At 46.1% G+C, this 16,431-nt stretch carries 15 protein-coding genes; 5 read left to right on the top strand and 10 right to left on the bottom strand.

Translation table 11 applies throughout. From position 1 onward, the window contains the following. Window positions 1-49: 49 nt before the first annotated feature. The 4 genes from ACFPTP_RS03470 to ACFPTP_RS03455 all read right to left on the bottom strand — a co-directional run bounded on the left by ACFPTP_RS03470 (window position 50) and on the right by ACFPTP_RS03455 (window position 4,151). Entirely contained in the window at window positions 50-1,612 is a 1,563-nt protein-coding gene (locus ACFPTP_RS03470; protein ID WP_381442249.1) for a YndJ family protein, read from the bottom strand. Further along, a complete protein-coding gene (locus ACFPTP_RS03465; protein WP_381442247.1) occupies window positions 1,605-2,213 on the bottom strand; it encodes a DUF4166 domain-containing protein in 609 nt (202 codons plus the stop codon). The genes ACFPTP_RS03470 and ACFPTP_RS03465 overlap by 8 nt, the downstream gene beginning before the upstream one ends. Before the next feature lie 5 nt (window positions 2,214-2,218). After that, on the bottom strand, window positions 2,219-3,115 hold the full coding sequence (locus ACFPTP_RS03460) for a DoxX-like family protein (RefSeq protein WP_381442246.1): 897 nt from the start codon (window positions 3,113-3,115) through the stop codon (window positions 2,219-2,221). Between the two features lie 256 nt (window positions 3,116-3,371). Continuing rightward, window positions 3,372-4,151, bottom strand: coding sequence for an enoyl-ACP reductase FabI (locus ACFPTP_RS03455; RefSeq protein WP_381442244.1), 780 nt, complete (start codon window positions 4,149-4,151; stop codon window positions 3,372-3,374). A gap of 198 nt (window positions 4,152-4,349) precedes the next feature. Here ACFPTP_RS03455 and argC point away from each other — a divergent pair, with 198 nt between their 5' ends. The 5 genes from argC to ACFPTP_RS03430 all read left to right on the top strand — a co-directional run bounded on the left by argC (window position 4,350) and on the right by ACFPTP_RS03430 (window position 9,707). Next, a complete protein-coding gene (argC, locus tag ACFPTP_RS03450; protein WP_381442243.1) occupies window positions 4,350-5,384 on the top strand; it encodes an N-acetyl-gamma-glutamyl-phosphate reductase in 1,035 nt (344 codons plus the stop codon). Window positions 5,385-5,399: 15 nt separating this feature from the next. Continuing rightward, complete coding sequence (gene argJ, locus ACFPTP_RS03445) at window positions 5,400-6,626, top strand: bifunctional ornithine acetyltransferase/N-acetylglutamate synthase (RefSeq protein ID WP_381442241.1); 1,227 nt, start codon at window positions 5,400-5,402, stop codon at window positions 6,624-6,626. Then, window positions 6,589-7,368, top strand: a complete 780-nt coding sequence (gene argB / locus ACFPTP_RS03440; protein ID WP_381442240.1) for an acetylglutamate kinase — start codon at window positions 6,589-6,591, stop codon at window positions 7,366-7,368. Before argJ ends, argB begins: the two co-directional genes overlap by 38 nt. Continuing rightward, complete coding sequence (locus ACFPTP_RS03435; RefSeq protein WP_381442239.1) at window positions 7,365-8,507, top strand: acetylornithine transaminase; 1,143 nt, start codon at window positions 7,365-7,367, stop codon at window positions 8,505-8,507. Before argB ends, ACFPTP_RS03435 begins: the two co-directional genes overlap by 4 nt. A gap of 267 nt (window positions 8,508-8,774) precedes the next feature. Next, the gene (locus tag ACFPTP_RS03430) at window positions 8,775-9,707 is read left to right on the top strand and encodes a stalk domain-containing protein (RefSeq protein WP_381442237.1); all 933 of its coding nucleotides are present in this window, start codon (window positions 8,775-8,777) and stop codon (window positions 9,705-9,707) included. 305 nt (window positions 9,708-10,012) lie between these two features. Here the strand turns inward: ACFPTP_RS03430 and nspC are convergent, their stop codons facing one another. Genes nspC through speD form a run of 6 tightly spaced genes read right to left on the bottom strand, consistent with a single transcriptional unit; the run spans window position 10,013 to window position 16,369 of the window. Then, on the bottom strand, window positions 10,013-11,149 hold the full coding sequence (gene nspC / locus ACFPTP_RS03425; RefSeq protein ID WP_381442349.1) for a carboxynorspermidine decarboxylase: 1,137 nt from the start codon (window positions 11,147-11,149) through the stop codon (window positions 10,013-10,015). Between the two features lie 23 nt (window positions 11,150-11,172). Next, window positions 11,173-12,372 (bottom strand): saccharopine dehydrogenase family protein, encoded by a 1,200-nt coding sequence (locus ACFPTP_RS03420; protein ID WP_381442235.1) that lies wholly within the window; start codon window positions 12,370-12,372, stop codon window positions 11,173-11,175. A 24-nt stretch (window positions 12,373-12,396) separates the two neighbouring features. Next, window positions 12,397-13,248, bottom strand: a complete 852-nt coding sequence (gene speB / locus ACFPTP_RS03415) for an agmatinase (protein ID WP_381442234.1) — start codon at window positions 13,246-13,248, stop codon at window positions 12,397-12,399. After that, window positions 13,238-14,089 carry a polyamine aminopropyltransferase gene (gene speE / locus ACFPTP_RS03410; RefSeq protein WP_381442232.1) on the bottom strand — a complete coding sequence of 284 codons (852 nt, stop codon included), beginning with the start codon at window positions 14,087-14,089 and terminating at the stop codon, window positions 13,238-13,240. The genes speB and speE overlap by 11 nt, the downstream gene beginning before the upstream one ends. Next, window positions 14,086-15,513: an aminotransferase class I/II-fold pyridoxal phosphate-dependent enzyme gene (locus tag ACFPTP_RS03405; protein ID WP_381442346.1), complete on the bottom strand. Its 1,428-nt coding sequence runs from the start codon at window positions 15,511-15,513 to the stop codon at window positions 14,086-14,088. Before ACFPTP_RS03405 ends, speE begins: the two co-directional genes overlap by 4 nt. Window positions 15,514-15,556: 43 nt before the next feature. Continuing rightward, entirely contained in the window at window positions 15,557-16,369 is an 813-nt protein-coding gene (gene speD / locus ACFPTP_RS03400; RefSeq protein WP_251695032.1) for an adenosylmethionine decarboxylase, read from the bottom strand. Window positions 16,370-16,431: the final 62 nt, after the last annotated feature.

Genomic DNA, 16,431 nt, shown 5'->3' with positions numbered 1-16,431 from the left:
CTGCGCTCATAAATACCAGAAAGCCAGAGGGAAAATCCTCTGGCTTTCATCATGCCTTCCGAATTCTATAATCGATTGTCAAAAAAGGTACCGAAAAAATCCACATTTTATGCTTGGCGAGTAGCGAGCCATTCGTTTCTTCCCAGACGACGAAATTCTCCTCCAGCGGCAGTTTAAAATACCTTCCTAGCTTTGAAGTCAAATAGATTCCCGCGTCTGATGTCGGATCTGTTTTCCTACTCGTTAGTTGTAAGTCGTCCCCTTGTTCAATCAGCTCCAACACGCCTGTCATCGTAGAAAAAGGAAGCGGCAAAGCGATATTCATGAAATTCCGTCCTTCATTCGAATGATGAGATGAATAAAGGGCGACGAATGCATACTGTTTGTCAACCTTCCGGATCCATGCCCGGACATTCTCTCTGTCATCCAAATCAGGTGCAAGAGTTATAATATCCCCAGTCATTTCCACTTCATGCCGATGGAGCGGCAAATTGATCTGCTCCGTTATTCGGCTGATAAATGAATAAAGGAATGCAAAAGGCTTGAACCAACGATGCCAATGAATAGTGGCAAACAATCGGTAATCGATCGTGTTTTCATAAAAATCAATGATGCGAGGCGACACCTTTTTTATTCCATATAGTCTCATGTCATCGACAAGCCCACGATGTCTTCCCGGAGCTCCAAGCTGTTCAACACGCGGTTTTCCTCTTACCCGGCTAATTGGGAAACTTGGTTCTTTATAAATAGAAGTTGGAATGGACAACGACCAGCCAATAATGCCGAAAAGCGCAAAGACGATACAATTCAAGACACCGTGAAAACGGAGCATGAAATCAATCGTAATGGAGGTGAGGCCGAATCCATTCCCAAGTACGTAAAGGAGCGAGAACAAAATTGTCAGTCCGAGGGATGAAAATGAAGTGACGACAAGCCACTTTTGCATCCGATTCGGAAAGCTAGTCTGCCATGCGATGCCAATCATTCCAGCTAATCCGACGATGTATAGAAGGACAGAAAACAACTCGATCCACCGGGAAAAGGTTATGCCGATCGCCACGACCATTGGAGCAGCCAACAACATGATTGTGAAAAACGAATAGGACCGCGGCTTATAAAGCCTACCAAGCAGTCCGATGAAAATGGGCAATAGGAAAGCGGAATAATGAAAATGAATGCCCGTCAGCCACGTCAATAACGGCGTGAAGCCCGTATCAATATCCGCAACGTAAGCAAAATACCAACCGCCGCCGAGTGCTATGTATAGTAATCCGAAAATGATTGACAACTCTTCGATCCTGGTGATACCGTTATGCAAAAACCGGGATAATCCGTAAAGCGCGATGCATACAGTGAACGCAAAATAGATGAATGCCGGGACGGCAGCCCAATCTGGTGCAAGAATTTGTATAAGTGCAATCGAAACGTAAGCGGGAATCGCCAAATGAAAATAGTATTTGGAAAACCAATCCCCGCGCTTCATGACAAAGCGAAGGGCGATCGGTACATAGACGATTTGCGCAATTGTCAGCAATAAAAAGGGCCACGGGTCCTTACTGAAAATAGCGATAAACATAAACAATAGAAAGTGAATAAGCACGAATTTACACATTTTGCACAAACTCCCCTTCATAGGAAAACAGATGGCCAACTAGTGGATTGCGTACGTTAACATTTATTCGGTAAATGGCATCCGTTTCATCATAACGTTCTGTTACCGTCGCCAGACCTTGCAGGAGTTTCGGCAAAGGCAATTCGATTTTTCCAAGAACGAGCCGTTGATTCAATGAATGGATTGTAATCGCGCCTTCAGCGGACACTTCAAATGCCAAGTCCGAATAGACCAAAGGGGGCTCCCCGAGATAATCTTTAATGACAAGACGCTTTTCATCCAAACTCATTAATGCATTGAAATAGCGTTTTTTCGTGCCGAAATGAAAGACGCGCTCCCAATGGATTTGACTCTCGCCATTGGGTCCTAGACGCGCGGTGTTCTTAATTGAAAACGGAATGTTGTTCCCGCGTTCTGGGAAAAGCAGCTTCCAATTGACACCGAGTCGAAAAAGGGGATAAAGCCACTTCGGGCCGCCTTTGATTTCTTTCATTATGCCTGTCGCTTCAAATGAACGTTCACCGGCAAAATCATAACGCTTCTGCAGCATCGGGTGTATACGGGCATAGTCTTCGCCAAGAACTTGTTTATATATAGACAATCGATTCACCTTTTTCTTTTACAGCTTTTTGCAGTCGGAATGTCATTACAACTTAAATATCCGATGAGGGAGAGGACAAACAGCGGCAGATTGAATGTTACGGGATTGAAAGGATGTATGGCTGCTTCTGGCGCCGCAACGAGTGCCGCAATAGTGAGCAATGGAAAGACTGCTAGCTGCATGGCGAATAGATGCTTTTTCTTCTTATAGAAAAGCCAAAGAACACCGAACAGCATTTCTGCAATGCCGATGCCAATTAACAATGCGAGTGGATTCTTAAATGGAATCGCATTCGCCAGCATCCGCATTTCTTCAGGATGCTTCCCGATGATTTTTGGGATAAGCCCGTGATACATCCAAATGAAGGCGAATAAAAGAGTGAGTCCATACGTCGTGAAAAAGCGGGAGTATTGGGAACGGGGAGCTTCCCCTTTCTCAAGCCATCTTTTCAGTACATCAAAACTGAGGGCGGTACCCCAACCGATGATCGGACGAAAGATGAATGCATCAAACACTTTTCCAAGCGACCCGAAATTCGCATCATAATCATATTGCGTGAGGAATTTCGTGCCTTGTTGCTGCGGTTCATATTTCCAATACCCTTTGCCTTCCTTGATCGGCGAAAACCATTGATTGGTTCCGAAATGAAGGGAAGATGAACGAGTACCATCTGCTTTGTTGAACGTCCCCGTACTTTTGCCCCAGCCTTCAATAGTTAGCAGGGGAGTGACGCTTCGTTTGTATGTAAACATTTGCGGTTCATCATCTTTTTTCGGCAAATAGGTGATGGAGGAGAACCGTACATCCCATTGTGAATGCAAGTCGGGACGTTGAGAGGCATTCCATACGTCATCTATATCTGAATCAATCTCTATTTCCACATATATCGGCTTCTTTTTCATAATATTCACCTCATAACTAAGACGATGTGGAAGGGGGAATGTTTCGTTTCTGCTTATCGATCATTTTCACAAATTTATCGGTCATTTCCCGACAGTTATCGATCAATCTGACATAGTTATCGATCAATCTGACATAGTTATCGATCACTTTGCAACAGTTATCGGTCAAGTTTACAAACTTATCGTCATTTTGAGACTATAGGCTCATATAATTCGCTTGCTCACACGAAAAAAAGGAGCCGCTAAGCTCCTTTTTTCATCCCATTATATTGTAGCCGCCATCGACGTAAATGACTTCGCCGGTTACACCGCTGGAAAGATCGCTTAGCATCGCAATTGACATCTTCGCGACTTCCTCGTTTGTAATATTGCGCTTCAACGGAGCTTTTTCTTCGATTTGCCCCAAGATCGTGTTGAAAGATGGAACGCCTTTCGCGGAAAGGGTCCGGACGGCGCCAGCGGAAATCGCATTCACACGGATTGCCTCTTTCCCCAAATCGTTCGCCAAGTAGCGGACGGACGCCTCAAGCGCAGCCTTCGCAACACCCATTACATTGTACCCGTCAAGCACGCGTTCAGCGCCTAAATAGCTCATCGTGATGATCGATCCGCCTTCCGTCATGAAACGACGGGCTTCTCTAGCTGTCGCCACCAACGAATAGGAGCTTGAATCCTGTGCGAATGCATAACCGCTTCTCGTTGTTTCGACAAAGTCGTTCTTTAAATCTTCAGCGTGAGCAAAAGCGATCGAGTGAACGATTCCATGGATTGTTCCAAGCGCTTCACCGATTGAAGTAAATGCATTCCGGATGCTTTCATCTTCATTCACATCGCATTGGACAATCATTTTCGGCTCAAGGCCATTGCTTTCCAATGCTTTTTCAAGCTTGGCAAGGGAACGCTCCTTGCGATACGTGAAAATGACATTCGCTCCGACATCAAAAAGGGACTTCGCAACGCCCCATGCAATGCTTCGCTCGTTCGCCACACCCATCACGACAATATTTTTTCCTTTAAGCTTCAATAAATCTTCCATAGTGACCTCCTCAAACGGTAGAAATCTATCACCTAATATTAGTACCTGATAATAACAATAGTATAGCATATCCTTCATTAATTCAAAACTCCAATTCTCAATGGGGAGCATTAAATTTGATACAAAATTAATATTAATACAGTTGACTTTATATTTATGCATACGTATACTAATCCTAACGATTAAAGGAGTGGGGACATGAAGATAGGAATCATCGGTGCTACCGGCTATGGCGGACTTGAATTGCTTCGTTTGCTGCATAATCACCCGGAAGTGGAACAAATCGATTTATTCACATCATCGGATGAAGGGAAATCGTTTTCCTACAAATTTCCGCATACAACCAATTTGTATGATCAACCTCTTCTAAAAATCGATCATGACCAGTTGAAGAGCTATGATGTCCTATTTGCCAGTACGCCAGCAGGGGTGACGAGCCGCTTGCTGCCGCCGCTTATCGGCAAAGGACCGAAGCTGATTGATTTGTCGGGAGATTTCCGGTTGAAGGACACCACCGAATATGAACGTTGGTATAAGAAAACAGCTGCACCAACTGAAGCGATCGAGCAAAGTGCATACGGTTTGACGGAATGGAATTCACAAGAAATCCGGAACACGCAGCTTATTGCAAATCCCGGCTGCTATCCGACTGCAGTTCTTCTTTCTTTATTGCCATTAATAAAGGAAAAATTGATAGATGCCACAGCTCTTATTATCGATGCAAAGAGCGGTGTGTCAGGTGCAGGGAATACACCTGGCCCGATGACACATTTCAGTGAGACGAATGAAAACTTAACCATCTATAAAATTCATGAGCACCAGCATATCCCGGAAATCGAACAGGGAATTGAACTGTTTGGCGCTCAAAAGACACCGGTGACATTTACAACACATCTCATTCCGATGACGAGAGGCATTATGGCAACAAGTTATGCGCCAATAACTTCAGGCGTTACGGAAGAGCAACTAGTTAACTGTTTAAAAGAAACATATGCAGGACGGCCATTCGTGAGGATCATGAATGAATCAACGGAATTTTGCACGAAGCAAGTAGCCGGCTCAAACTACTGTGATATCCATGTGAAAGTGGATCCGCGGACGAATCGGGCAACGATTATTTCGGTGATTGATAACTTAGTGAAGGGGGCTGCCGGGCAGGCGGTCCAAAACATGAATGTGCAATTCGGATTGGATGAAACGACGGGTTTGACGCAAGTTCCATTATTTATTTAAAGAGGAGGAATTGGTATGGCGGTAGCAGTTCAACAAATGAAACTCATTTCAGGAAAGAATATCGCGACACCGAAAGGTTTCAAAGCGGTCGGCATCCATTGCGGACTGAAGCATAAGAAATACGATTTGGCGGTGTTGCTCAGTGAAGTTCCTGCGAGCGTGGCGGGTGTTTTCACGACGAACGCCATCCAAGCGGCTCCTCTTGTCGTGACGAAGGAAGTTGTGCAGCAAACTGGGCAAATGCAAGCGGTCATCATCAATTCCGGCAATGCGAATGCATGCACCGGGAAGCAGGGCATGTGTGACGCGCTCACGATGCAGGAGAAGACGGCCGAGCAATTCGGCATCGCTCCGAATCTGGTCGGCGTTGCGTCAACAGGTGTCATCGGTGAGAAGTTGAATATGGAACCTTTGCTGAAAGGGATCCAGCAACTTAATCCGACGAGCACTCTTGAAGGCTCCATCCAGTTTTCACAAGCAATCTTGACGACGGATACCGTCATGAAAAATACAACGTACCGTACGGAAGTGGATGGCAAGGAAGTCATCATCGCGGGAACAGCGAAAGGTTCCGGGATGATTGAGCCGAATATGGCAACGATGCTCGGATTCATAACAACCGATGCGAAAATCGACTCCGTTCATTTACAGGAAGCGTTGAAGTCTATAACTGACGTTACATTCAACTCGATTACGGTCGATGGGGATACGTCCACGAACGATATGGTCCTCGTGCTGGCGAACGGCTTGGCAGAAAACAAACCATTATCTCCCGCGCATCCTGATTGGGATTCATTTCTCCAAACATTGCATGCGGTCGCACAGGATCTTGCAAAAATGATTGCAAAGGACGGTGAAGGGGCGACGAAACTTATTGAAGTGGAAGTGGACGGTGCCGTAACGGACGCCGAAGCTAGGAAAATAGCCAAGACGGTAGTCGGCTCTCCCCTAGTCAAAACGGCAGTGTTCGGCTGCGATGCAAACTGGGGAAGAGTGATTGCAGCCGTCGGATATAGTGGAGCGTCCGTCGATCCTTTAGGAATTACGATTAAAATCGGCGACACGCCGGTCGTGAAAGACGGCGAACCGGTCATCTTTTCGGAGGAACAGCTGCTTCATTATTTAAAACAGCCTGAAGTTAAGATCTTCGTAGGTCTGAATAAAGGAAGCGGCCATGGAATAGCATGGGGGTGCGATTTGACATATGACTACATCCAAATCAATGCTTCATACCGATCGTAAGCGGATTGTCATCAAGCTCGGGGGCAGCATGCTTGAAGGGCTGCAAAGCGGCTTTTTCCAGAAGTTACACGAAATGCAGGGTGAAGGCAAGAAGATCGTCATCGTCCATGGCGGGGGACCTTCCATCAATGCCAAGCTACTTGCGAATTCCATCGAGTCCATTATTGACAATGGCATCCGGGTCACTTGCGAAAAATCGATTGCCATCGTGAAGGATGTATTGGTAGGCGAAGTAAATCCATCGCTCGTTCACAAGTTGAACCGTGAAGGCATTGAAGCGATCGGGCTTAGCGGGTTCGATGGCAAGCTATTGACGTGTACATTGCTCGATGAAGAACGATACGGTTTCGTCGGGGACATCATGTCTGTGAATGAAGGTCTTCTTGAAAAATTACTAGATTCCGGAATCGTCCCGGTCATCTCTTGTATCGGAGCTACTGATTCAGGAAAACCCCTTAACATCAATGCCGATACAGTCGCAAGCAAAGTGGCACTCGCGATTGGGGCAACAAGTCTTATGTTTGTGACGGACACACCGGGAATCGAAATCGGAAATGCAATTCAAACAGCCGTCGCGCCAGGTGATATAGCGATCTGGATCGAAAACGGGGACATATACGGCGGCATGATACCGAAAGTGCGAGCTGCAGTTGACTGCTTGGATGCAGGCGTGCCATCCGTCCAAATTGCCGATCAGCATTTGGCAGGCACAACAATCGGATTTGAGGAGGTGCTCAATTGAGTACTTTATTCAACAATTATGCACGGCGACCGTTACACATTGTAAAAGGCGCGGGAACAGTCGTTGAAGATGCAAACGGCAAGCAGTACCTCGATTTTACAAGCGGCATCGCTGTCGTCAGTTTAGGTCATGCGCACCCTGCAATCGTCAATGCGATTCAGATTCAAAGCGAAAAGCTATGGCATATCTCGAATTTATTTGAAAGCCCCGAACAGGAAATGCTCGCTGCTTCATTAATAAAAAACACGCATTACTCCCATGGCTTTTTCTGCAACAGCGGAGCGGAAGCGAATGAAGCGGCGATCAAGCTTGCGAGGAAGCATACAGGCAAATCGACGATCATCACATTCGACCAATCTTTCCATGGCCGGACATTCGGAGCGATGGCGGCGACAGGTCAGGAGAAGATCAAGCAAGGATTCGGCCCGATGCTTGAAACGTTCAAGATAGTGCCATTCAATGATCCGGCGAAATTGGAAGCAGCTATTGATGACGATGTAGCTGCGATCATGCTCGAAGTGATTCAAGGCGAAGGAGGTATTCACGCCGTCAATCCGGAGTTCGCTACCGTCATTTCAAAAATATGCGCGTCGAAAGGGATTTTATGCATTGTCGATGAAGTGCAGACCGGCATCGGAAGAACCGGTACCCGTTATGCATACGAGCAGACCGAATTGAAGCCGGATATACTGACACTTGCAAAAGGATTGGGCGGCGGCTTTCCGATCGGGGCGATGCTTGGAACAGCCGATCTATTCGATTCATTTGGGCCAGGGACTCATGGTACAACGTTCGGCGGGAATCCGCTTGCTGTCGCGGTAGCTCAAGAGGTCGTGAATCATGTTTTCGAAGAGGGCTTTTTGGAGGAAGTTCGTGCAAAATCGGATGCTCTAATTGGTAAGTTGAGAGGAATCCTGCCCGACCATTTCGATATTCGTGGCCAAGGCCTACTCATCGGCATCGACTGCAAGGAAGATGTCGCGCCTTTCATTCGCCAAGCGGAAGAAGCGGGGCTGCTTGTTGTGCAGGCCGGCTCCAATGTAATCCGTCTGCTACCTCCGTTGACTGTGACTGAACAGGAAATCGATCAGGCAGTAGAAATATTAACTTCGATTTTGCTCGTGCAGACGACTACGTAATATAAAGCGGATCTCACATGCTTGAGAGATCCGTTTTTTTATGGAATCGGAATGGTTCATTAGTCCCGATATGAGCATAACTAACCCCAACTCGAGCATAACTCGCCAAGATTGCGCCATAACTACCTCAAATTCGCGCATAACCGGCCAAGATTGCGCCAAAACACCCCTATACTCGCGCAAAACGCACTCCTAGGAAAAATTAATGTAACTTTTACCAATGCGCTCCGTCTGATTCATTGAATACTCGAAATGAGGAGAGAGAACATGAAAAAATTTGGAGCATTGGCATTAACCGCATTATTGGCAGGAAGCGCATGGGCACCCTTTGTCGTTCAGGCGAACGGGGACGTGATTCAGGTGGGAAATGAAGAAGTGAATGATGCTACTGATTTCGTCAGAGCGACAGGGGTCATTACCAATATCGAGAAAAGGGATAACGATCTAATGGTAACTGTTGAAGACGAGCAGGAGCTTATCACGATTTTCCGAATCCAGGACAAGACACTTTTATTCAATAGCGGTACAGCAGACAAAATGAAACCCGCCGACTTGAAAAAGGATATGAAAGTGGAAGCGTACTACGATAAAAACAAGCCGATGATCTTGATTTATCCAGCCCAAATTACACCTGAACTATTTATCGTCAACGATGAAGAAAAGGCTGGCAGCGTGAAAGTCGGTAAATTTGATAAAGACTTCCTCAGTTTGGATAAAGAATTAAAGCTGAACATTGGAGAAGAAACGACATTCGTGAACCAAGAAGGCAAGAAAATTGAAAAGGCTGATCTGAAAGGCAAGGAGTTGGTAGTGTTTTATTCAATTACGACAAGAAGCTTACCACCTCAAACACCACCGACAAAAATTATCGCACTTAATCCATTGTCCGAAGAAGTTGGGGGGAATCCAATTCCAAAGTCCGTTTCTGACATGATCGAAAACGACCATTATATGAAAGATGGCGTGAAGATGATCCCATTGCGTAAAGTTGCAGAAGAGCTTGGTTACAACGTGCTTTCCCAGTCGAAAATAAACGGCGCGCTACTTACAAAAGGAAATGTCTCTTTGACAATCACTCGCGGAAAGAAAATATACGGATTCAATAAAAGCCTTCAACAATTCGCTGTCGCACCCGAGCTGATCGGCGGCAATAAAACATACGTCTCCGAAGATCTCCTGGAAGTCCTGCTAGGTGAATAACAAATAATAGAAGCCTGAAACGCTTGGACCGTCAGTAGACGAGCGTTTCAGGTTTTTTCTATTTGGGAAAAGAACAATTTATACTATTATTGGACTTCGGTTCTACAGACATTGATGTAAGCTATATATAAATAAAAAGGGTTGCCTGGCATTCATTACGAAGCCAGGCAACCCTTTTTACTTATCTAGCTTCGGTCGCTAACCGCTCGGGTCATAAGCCAAAGCTACTGCGTGGCAAAGTGCGCCACTTCGTATCTTCGTCTTATGCCGTTCGCGGCTAAGCAAGCGACCTCTGCTTTTTTTACTTATGACAAACGCTCTTTAAAATCCTCATAGCCGAATTCCTTGATGACCTTCGGACCGTCTGCAACGGTGTTCAGCACGATTGCAGGCAACTCCATCCCATTGAATGTGTTGTTTTTCACCATGGAATAATGGGCCATGTCACAGAAGACAAGCCTGTCACCTGCCGTCAGCGGATGATCGAATGAGTAATCGCCGATAACGTCGCCTGCGAGGCAAGTCGGTCCGCCGAACCGGTACGTGATCGCTTTCTCATTCGGCATCCCGGCGCCGACGATTTCGGGACGATACGGCATTTCGAGAACGTCCGGCATATGGCAGGAAGCCGAAGTATCCAAAATGGCAAGCGGCATGCCGTTATGCAATGTATCCAAGACAGTCGTTACGAGGAAACCGGTATTCAAGGCGATCGCTTCGCCAGGTTCTAAATACACATCCAGTCCATATTTATCTTTCATGAACATGATGGACTCGATCAGTGTTTCGATATCGTAATCAGGGCGGGTAATATGGTGACCGCCGCCGAAATTGATCCACTTCATGCCTTTCAAGTACTTGCCGAATTTTTCATCGACGACTTGAATCGTCCGGGCAAGCGTGTCCGAGTTCTGTTCGCACATCGAATGAAAATGCAAGCCGCTGATCCCTTCAAGTTCATCCGGTTCGAAATTCTCAAGCGTCACGCCAAAACGTGAAAAAGTGAAGCATGGATTATACATATCGACTTCAATCTCCGAGTATTCAGGGTTGATCCGAATGCCGCATTCGATCGGTTTCGGGTAGTTTTTCACTTTATCCCTGAACCGTCTCCATTGATCGAACGAGTTGAACACAAGATGATCGGAGTACGATAGGATTTCTTCAAAATCAGCTTCAGTGAAGGCAGGGGAGTACGTATGCACTTCTTTCCCCATCTCTTCAAACCCTAATTTCGCTTCCAACAATCCGCTTGACGTCACCCCGTCTAAATACTGTCCTATAAGTGGATAGACGGAGAACATCGAAAACCCTTTTTGGGCCAACAGAATTTTACAGCCCGTCCGGTCAATGATTGACTTTAGTAATTCCAAGTTTTTGATCAACAGCCCTTCATCGACAACATACGAAGGGGAGGGGACAGCATATGGATCAAAATTCAATTTCATTTGTTGCACGCCTCCAATCAATCGATCAGTTCCGGGTTGAAATCTTCCTGCCAAGGCAGACCGTATTCGTTCAACGCTTCCATGAACGGATCCGGATTGAACTCTTCAACGTTATAAACGCCAGGTTTTTTCCATTCGCCTTTTAGTAAAAGCATCGCACCGATCATCGCTGGAACGCCCGTCGTATAGGAAATCGCTTGTGAACCGACTTCGCGGTAGCACTCCTGGTGGTCGGAGACATTATAGACATAATACGTTTTCTCTTCGCCGTCTTTCACGCCTTGGAAAATACATCCGATGTTCGTTTTTCCTTTTGTGCGTGGCCCGAGGGAAGCCGGATCAGGAAGTACCGCCTTCAGGAATTGCAATGGAACGATTTCCTGTCCTTCGAAATTGATCGGCTCAATTGATGTCATCCCTACATTTTCAAGCACTCTCAAATGCGTCAAATATTTTTCAGAGAATGTCATCCAGAAACGGATTTTCTTGATGCCTTTAATGTTTTGTGCAAGCGACTCCAACTCTTCGTGATAGAGAAGATAAACATCTTTAGGACCGATTTCCGGCAGATCGTATACACGTTTTTCGGAAAGTGGCGGTGTTTCGATGAACTCCCCGTTTTCCCAATAGCGGCCGTTTGCCGTGATTTCACGGATGTTGATCTCCGGGTTGAAGTTTGTAGCGAAAGGATAGCCGTGATCACCCGCATTGGCATCCACAATATCGATCGTCTGGATTTCGTCGAAATAATGCTTTTGCGCATATGCGGAGAAGACACCCGTTACGCCTGGGTCAAACCCGCAGCCGAGGATTGCTGTTAAGCCTGCTTCTTCAAATTTCTCACGGTATGCCCATTGCCATTTATATTCGAATTTCGCAGTATCAAGCGGCTCATAGTTCGCCGTATCCAAATAGTGGACACCCGTTGCAAGGCATGCATCCATGATCGTCAAATCCTGGTATGGCAACGCAACGTTAATGACGATGTCCGGCTTGAAGCTATTGATTAGTTCAACCAATTCATCAACATTGTCCGCGTCGACTTGCGCTGTTTGGATTTTTGTGCGGCCGCCGTCAAGCTTTTCCTTCAATGCGTCACACTTCGATTTTGTACGGCTCGCGATGCAAATTTCTTCAAATACATCTGGTACTTGTACACATTTATGCACAACTACACTTGCTACTCCACCTGCTCCAATGATTAACGCTTTACCCAATCAAAACACCACCCAATACTATTTTTATGAATGAATTGCTAAAATCAGCTCACGAAGAACTTTACAAGCCACTGCCGTCGACACGCCGCTTTGATCATAAATCGGCGAAAGCTCGTTGACATCACAGCCGACGATATTGAGGCTGCTGACTGTCAAGATCGCTTGCAATAATTCCATGAAACTGACGCCTCCAGCTTCAGGCGTTCCCGTGCCAGGGAAGACGGAAGGGTCCAATACATCCAGATCGATTGTCAGATACACCGGTTTCCCTTGTAATCTTTCAACGATATCTTCGAGACCATTAAAATTGAATTTATTCGTGAAGACACGATCTTTCCCCCATTGGAACTCGCTGCGGTCCCCGGAACGGATGCCGAATTGGAAGATCCGGTCGTCTCCGACAATATCCCATACACGGTGGATGACGGTCGCGTGCGATAGTTTCTCATCGAGGTAATCATCACGCAAATCCGCATGCGCATCGAATTGAATAATATGCAAATCAGGGAATTGCTCGGCGACAGCACGGACCGATCCGAGCGTCACCAAATGCTCTCCGCCGATCATGCAAGGGATTTTGCCGTCTTGCACAACTTTGCGCGTGTACTCCTCGATTTGACCTAGAGCTCTTTCTGTATTCCCGAAGCTTAACTCAAGATCTCCGCCGTCATAAACGTTGATGTCTTCCAAATCTTTATCCTGATAAGGACTGTACGTTTCGATTCCGAATGATTCGCCGCGCATCACTTTGCTTGCGAATCTTGTTCCTGGCCGGAATGACGTCGTCGAATCGAAAGGGGCGCCGAAAACGACGAGGCCAGATTCGTCATACTCATTGTCACATCCGATGAACGTTTCGATATTTTTATTCAACATCTTTCAATTGCTCCTTTACATAGTTCGGCAGTGCAAACGAGCCGACGTGGATGTCGGTGTTATAATACTTCGTTTGCAATCCGAGCTGATTCCAAGCATCTGCATCCAAATCTTTAATCGGATCATACTTTTTGGATGCAAAACCGAACAGCCAATGCCCCGATGGATACGTCGGGATATGCAATTGGTACACTTCACACACCGGGAAGAACCCGATGATCCGCTTATGTGCTCGCTGCATGCCAAGCGCATCTTCCTCATAGAAAGGGCTCTCATGTTGATTGACAAGGATGCCTTCATCATTCAACGCCTTATAGCAATTGCCGTAAAACTCCCGCGTGAACAAGCCTTCTCCAGGTCCGAATGGATCCGTCGAATCGACGATGATCAAATCGTATTCATCATTGCGGGAACGGACAAATTTCAGTCCATCCTCGAAATGGAGATGCACTCTCGGATCATCGAGCTTGCTTGCGGTTTGCGGAAGGAATTCCCTGCATACATCGACGACCATTTCGTCTATTTCAACCATATCAATATGCTCGATTGAATCGTATTTCGTCAGTTCACGGATTGTTCCGCCGTCCCCGGCCCCGATGACGAGCACTTTTTTAATGCCAGGATTCGTTGCCATCGGTACGTGTGTGATCATATCGTGATAAATGAATTCATCTTTCTCAGTAACCATGACATATCCATCCAATGTAAGGACACGGCCGAATTCAGCGGTTTGGAACACATCGATTTTTTGGAATTCGCTTTTCCCTGTGTAAAGATGTTCAATGACTCTCATCGAAAATTGGACATTCGGCGAATGATTTTCTACAAACCATAAATTCATTGCTCCGCCTCCTTCAACACATTGATATGTTCGATTTTACTATCTTCCGTACCCGTCATGAAACTTCCTTTATCCTTGCAGTATTGGATATATTGCAAAATTTCCGGAGTGATCCGTTCACCTGGAGCCAAAATCGGTATGCCGGGCGGATAGGCCATAACGAACTCGCTGGCAATACGGCCGGCACTATCATTGATAGGAAGCGTCTCCTTCGGTGCATAAAACGCTTTTTGTGGCGTATAGACGACTTGTGGCGTGATGTATTCATGATCGAACAAGCCGCTTTTATCTTTACTATAGCGCCTCTTGATCTCAGCAAGCGCCGAGACGAGGCGCTCAAGGTCCAGACGGCGGTCTCCGACGGATATGTATGCCAGAATGTTGCCGATGTCCCCGAACTCGATTTGGATGTCGTATTCATCCCGCAAAATGTCATACACTTCGACGCCTGCCAGTCCCAACTCAAGCGTATGGACGGACAGCTTCGTCGTATCGAAATCAAAAATCGTATCGCCATTCTTCAATTCCTCCGAAAAAGCATAGTAGCCGCCGATCTTATTGATTTCATCTCGCGTGTACTGTGCCATTTCACCGACTTTCCGGAAAATCTCCTTGCCATTCAAGGCGAGGTTTTTCCGTGAAATATCGAGGGAGGATAGGAGCAAATACGAGCCGCTCGTCGTTTGCGTCAAATTGATGATCTGTCTCGTATAGCCTTCACTTACTTCATTATTAATCAAAAGCAATGAACTTTGGGTCAATGAACCGCCCGATTTATGCATGCTCACTGAAGCCATATCGGCACCGACGGACATCGCGGAAGCAGGCAGGTCGTCACTGAAGTAGAAATGTGTCCCATGCGCTTCGTCGACAAGGACGAGCATTCCGTGGCGATGGGCAAGATCGGTGATTGCCTGCATATTTGAACAGATGCCATAATAAGTCGGGTTGTTAATCAGAATCGCTTTCGCATCGGGATGCTCGAGAATCGTTCTCTTCACATCCTCAACTGCCATGCCTAAAGGGATGCCGAGCTCAATGTTAACTCCGGGATTGACATAGACAGGGATAGCGCCGCTCAGGATCAATGCATTGATGGCGCTGCGGTGCACATTGCGGGGCATAATGATCTTTTCGCCCGCCTTGCATGCCGTCATGACCATCGCCTGAACAGCTGATGTCGTCCCGTTCACCATGAAAAAGGCATGCTTCGCGCCGAAAGCTTCGGCAGCAAGCTCCTCGGCTTCCCGGATGACCGAAACGGGATGGATCAGATTATCCAACGGCTTCATTGAATTGACGTCCACCGTCATGCAATTCTCACCTAAAAAAGAGGTCAGCTCCTCATTTCCTCTGCCACGTTTATGGCCGGGAACATCAAAAGGAACGACCCGCATCTTTTTGTAATTGTTTAGAGCCTCCATAATCGGGGCTTTCTGTTGTGAAAGAATGTCCAACACCGTCCTCTCACTCTTCGTATATATTGGAACCGCTGAAAATTTCAATCATCTCTTTACGCAAGTTGTTTGTAATGTTGAGCCTTTCTTTCGGAGGTATCTCATACACATCCGTGTTGAAAAGGTAATTTTGTAAATTGATGTCTTTGATCAGCAGTTTTGTATGAAAAATATTTGATTGATATACATTGACATCGATGGCGTCATATTTTTGCAACGTCTCACTGTCGATATAATCTTGGATTGACGTCATTTTATGGTCCATAAATAACTTCTTCCCTTTATCATCACGGGTAAAACCGCGTACGCGATAATCTGTCGTGATAATGTCCGAGTCGAAGCTGCCGATCAGATAATCCAATGCGTTCAAAGGGGAAATTTCACCACAAGTCGACACTTCGATATCGACACGGAAAGTGGCGATTGAATTGTCCGGGTGATATTCAGGATACGTATGGACGGTGACATGGCTTTTATCCAAATGGCCAACAACCGAATCCCGGGTCTTCAAAATATCGATTTCCCCGCGATTGCAGGATTCATCGATCACGGCGACGGGAAGCGTCTCTTCCGTAATAAGGATGGTGACACTTGCACCTTGTGGATCATAATCTTGTTTACTCACATTCAACACATGAGCACCGACAATTTCCGTAACATCGTATAGGATGTTCGTTAATCGTTCAGAATTGTACTGCTCATCGATATAGGCAATATAATCTTTTTGTTCCCGCTCACTTTTTGCATAGCTCACATCATAGATGTTGAAGCTAAGTGTTTTGGTGAGGTTGTTAAAGCCGTATAACTTCAGCTTATTTTCCAACCCGAATATCCCTCCTTTATTCGACAAAATCATTTTAATTATAAAGTAAAAAACTTCCGCGT

Origin of the sequence: Sporosarcina koreensis, from assembly GCF_042655825.1 — a bacterium.
Lineage (GTDB): Bacteria > Bacillota > Bacilli > Bacillales_A > Planococcaceae > Sporosarcina > Sporosarcina koreensis.
Note: the sequence above shows the minus strand (reverse complement) of the source record. Positions and strands in the feature narration are given on the sequence as shown.

What these genes read in the sequence shown, in the direction of transcription:
- ACFPTP_RS03470 (WP_381442249.1), bottom strand. Translation starts at nt 1,612, where the DNA reads ATGTGTAAATTCGTGCTTATTCACTTTCTATTGTTTATGTTTATCGCT.
- ACFPTP_RS03460 (WP_381442246.1), bottom strand. Translation starts at nt 3,115, where the DNA reads ATGAAAAAGAAGCCGATATATGTGGAAATAGAGATTGATTCAGATATA.
- ACFPTP_RS03455 (WP_381442244.1), bottom strand. Translation starts at nt 4,151, where the DNA reads ATGGAAGATTTATTGAAGCTTAAAGGAAAAAATATTGTCGTGATGGGT.
- argC (WP_381442243.1), top strand. Translation starts at nt 4,350, where the DNA reads ATGAAGATAGGAATCATCGGTGCTACCGGCTATGGCGGACTTGAATTG.
- argJ (WP_381442241.1), top strand. Translation starts at nt 5,400, where the DNA reads ATGGCGGTAGCAGTTCAACAAATGAAACTCATTTCAGGAAAGAATATC.
- argB (WP_381442240.1), top strand. Translation starts at nt 6,589, where the DNA reads ATGACTACATCCAAATCAATGCTTCATACCGATCGTAAGCGGATTGTC.
- ACFPTP_RS03430 (WP_381442237.1), top strand. Translation starts at nt 8,775, where the DNA reads ATGAAAAAATTTGGAGCATTGGCATTAACCGCATTATTGGCAGGAAGC.
- speB (WP_381442234.1), bottom strand. Translation starts at nt 13,248, where the DNA reads ATGTTGAATAAAAATATCGAAACGTTCATCGGATGTGACAATGAGTAT.
- speE (WP_381442232.1), bottom strand. Translation starts at nt 14,089, where the DNA reads ATGAATTTATGGTTTGTAGAAAATCATTCGCCGAATGTCCAATTTTCG.
- ACFPTP_RS03405 (WP_381442346.1), bottom strand. Translation starts at nt 15,513, where the DNA reads ATGGAGGCTCTAAACAATTACAAAAAGATGCGGGTCGTTCCTTTTGAT.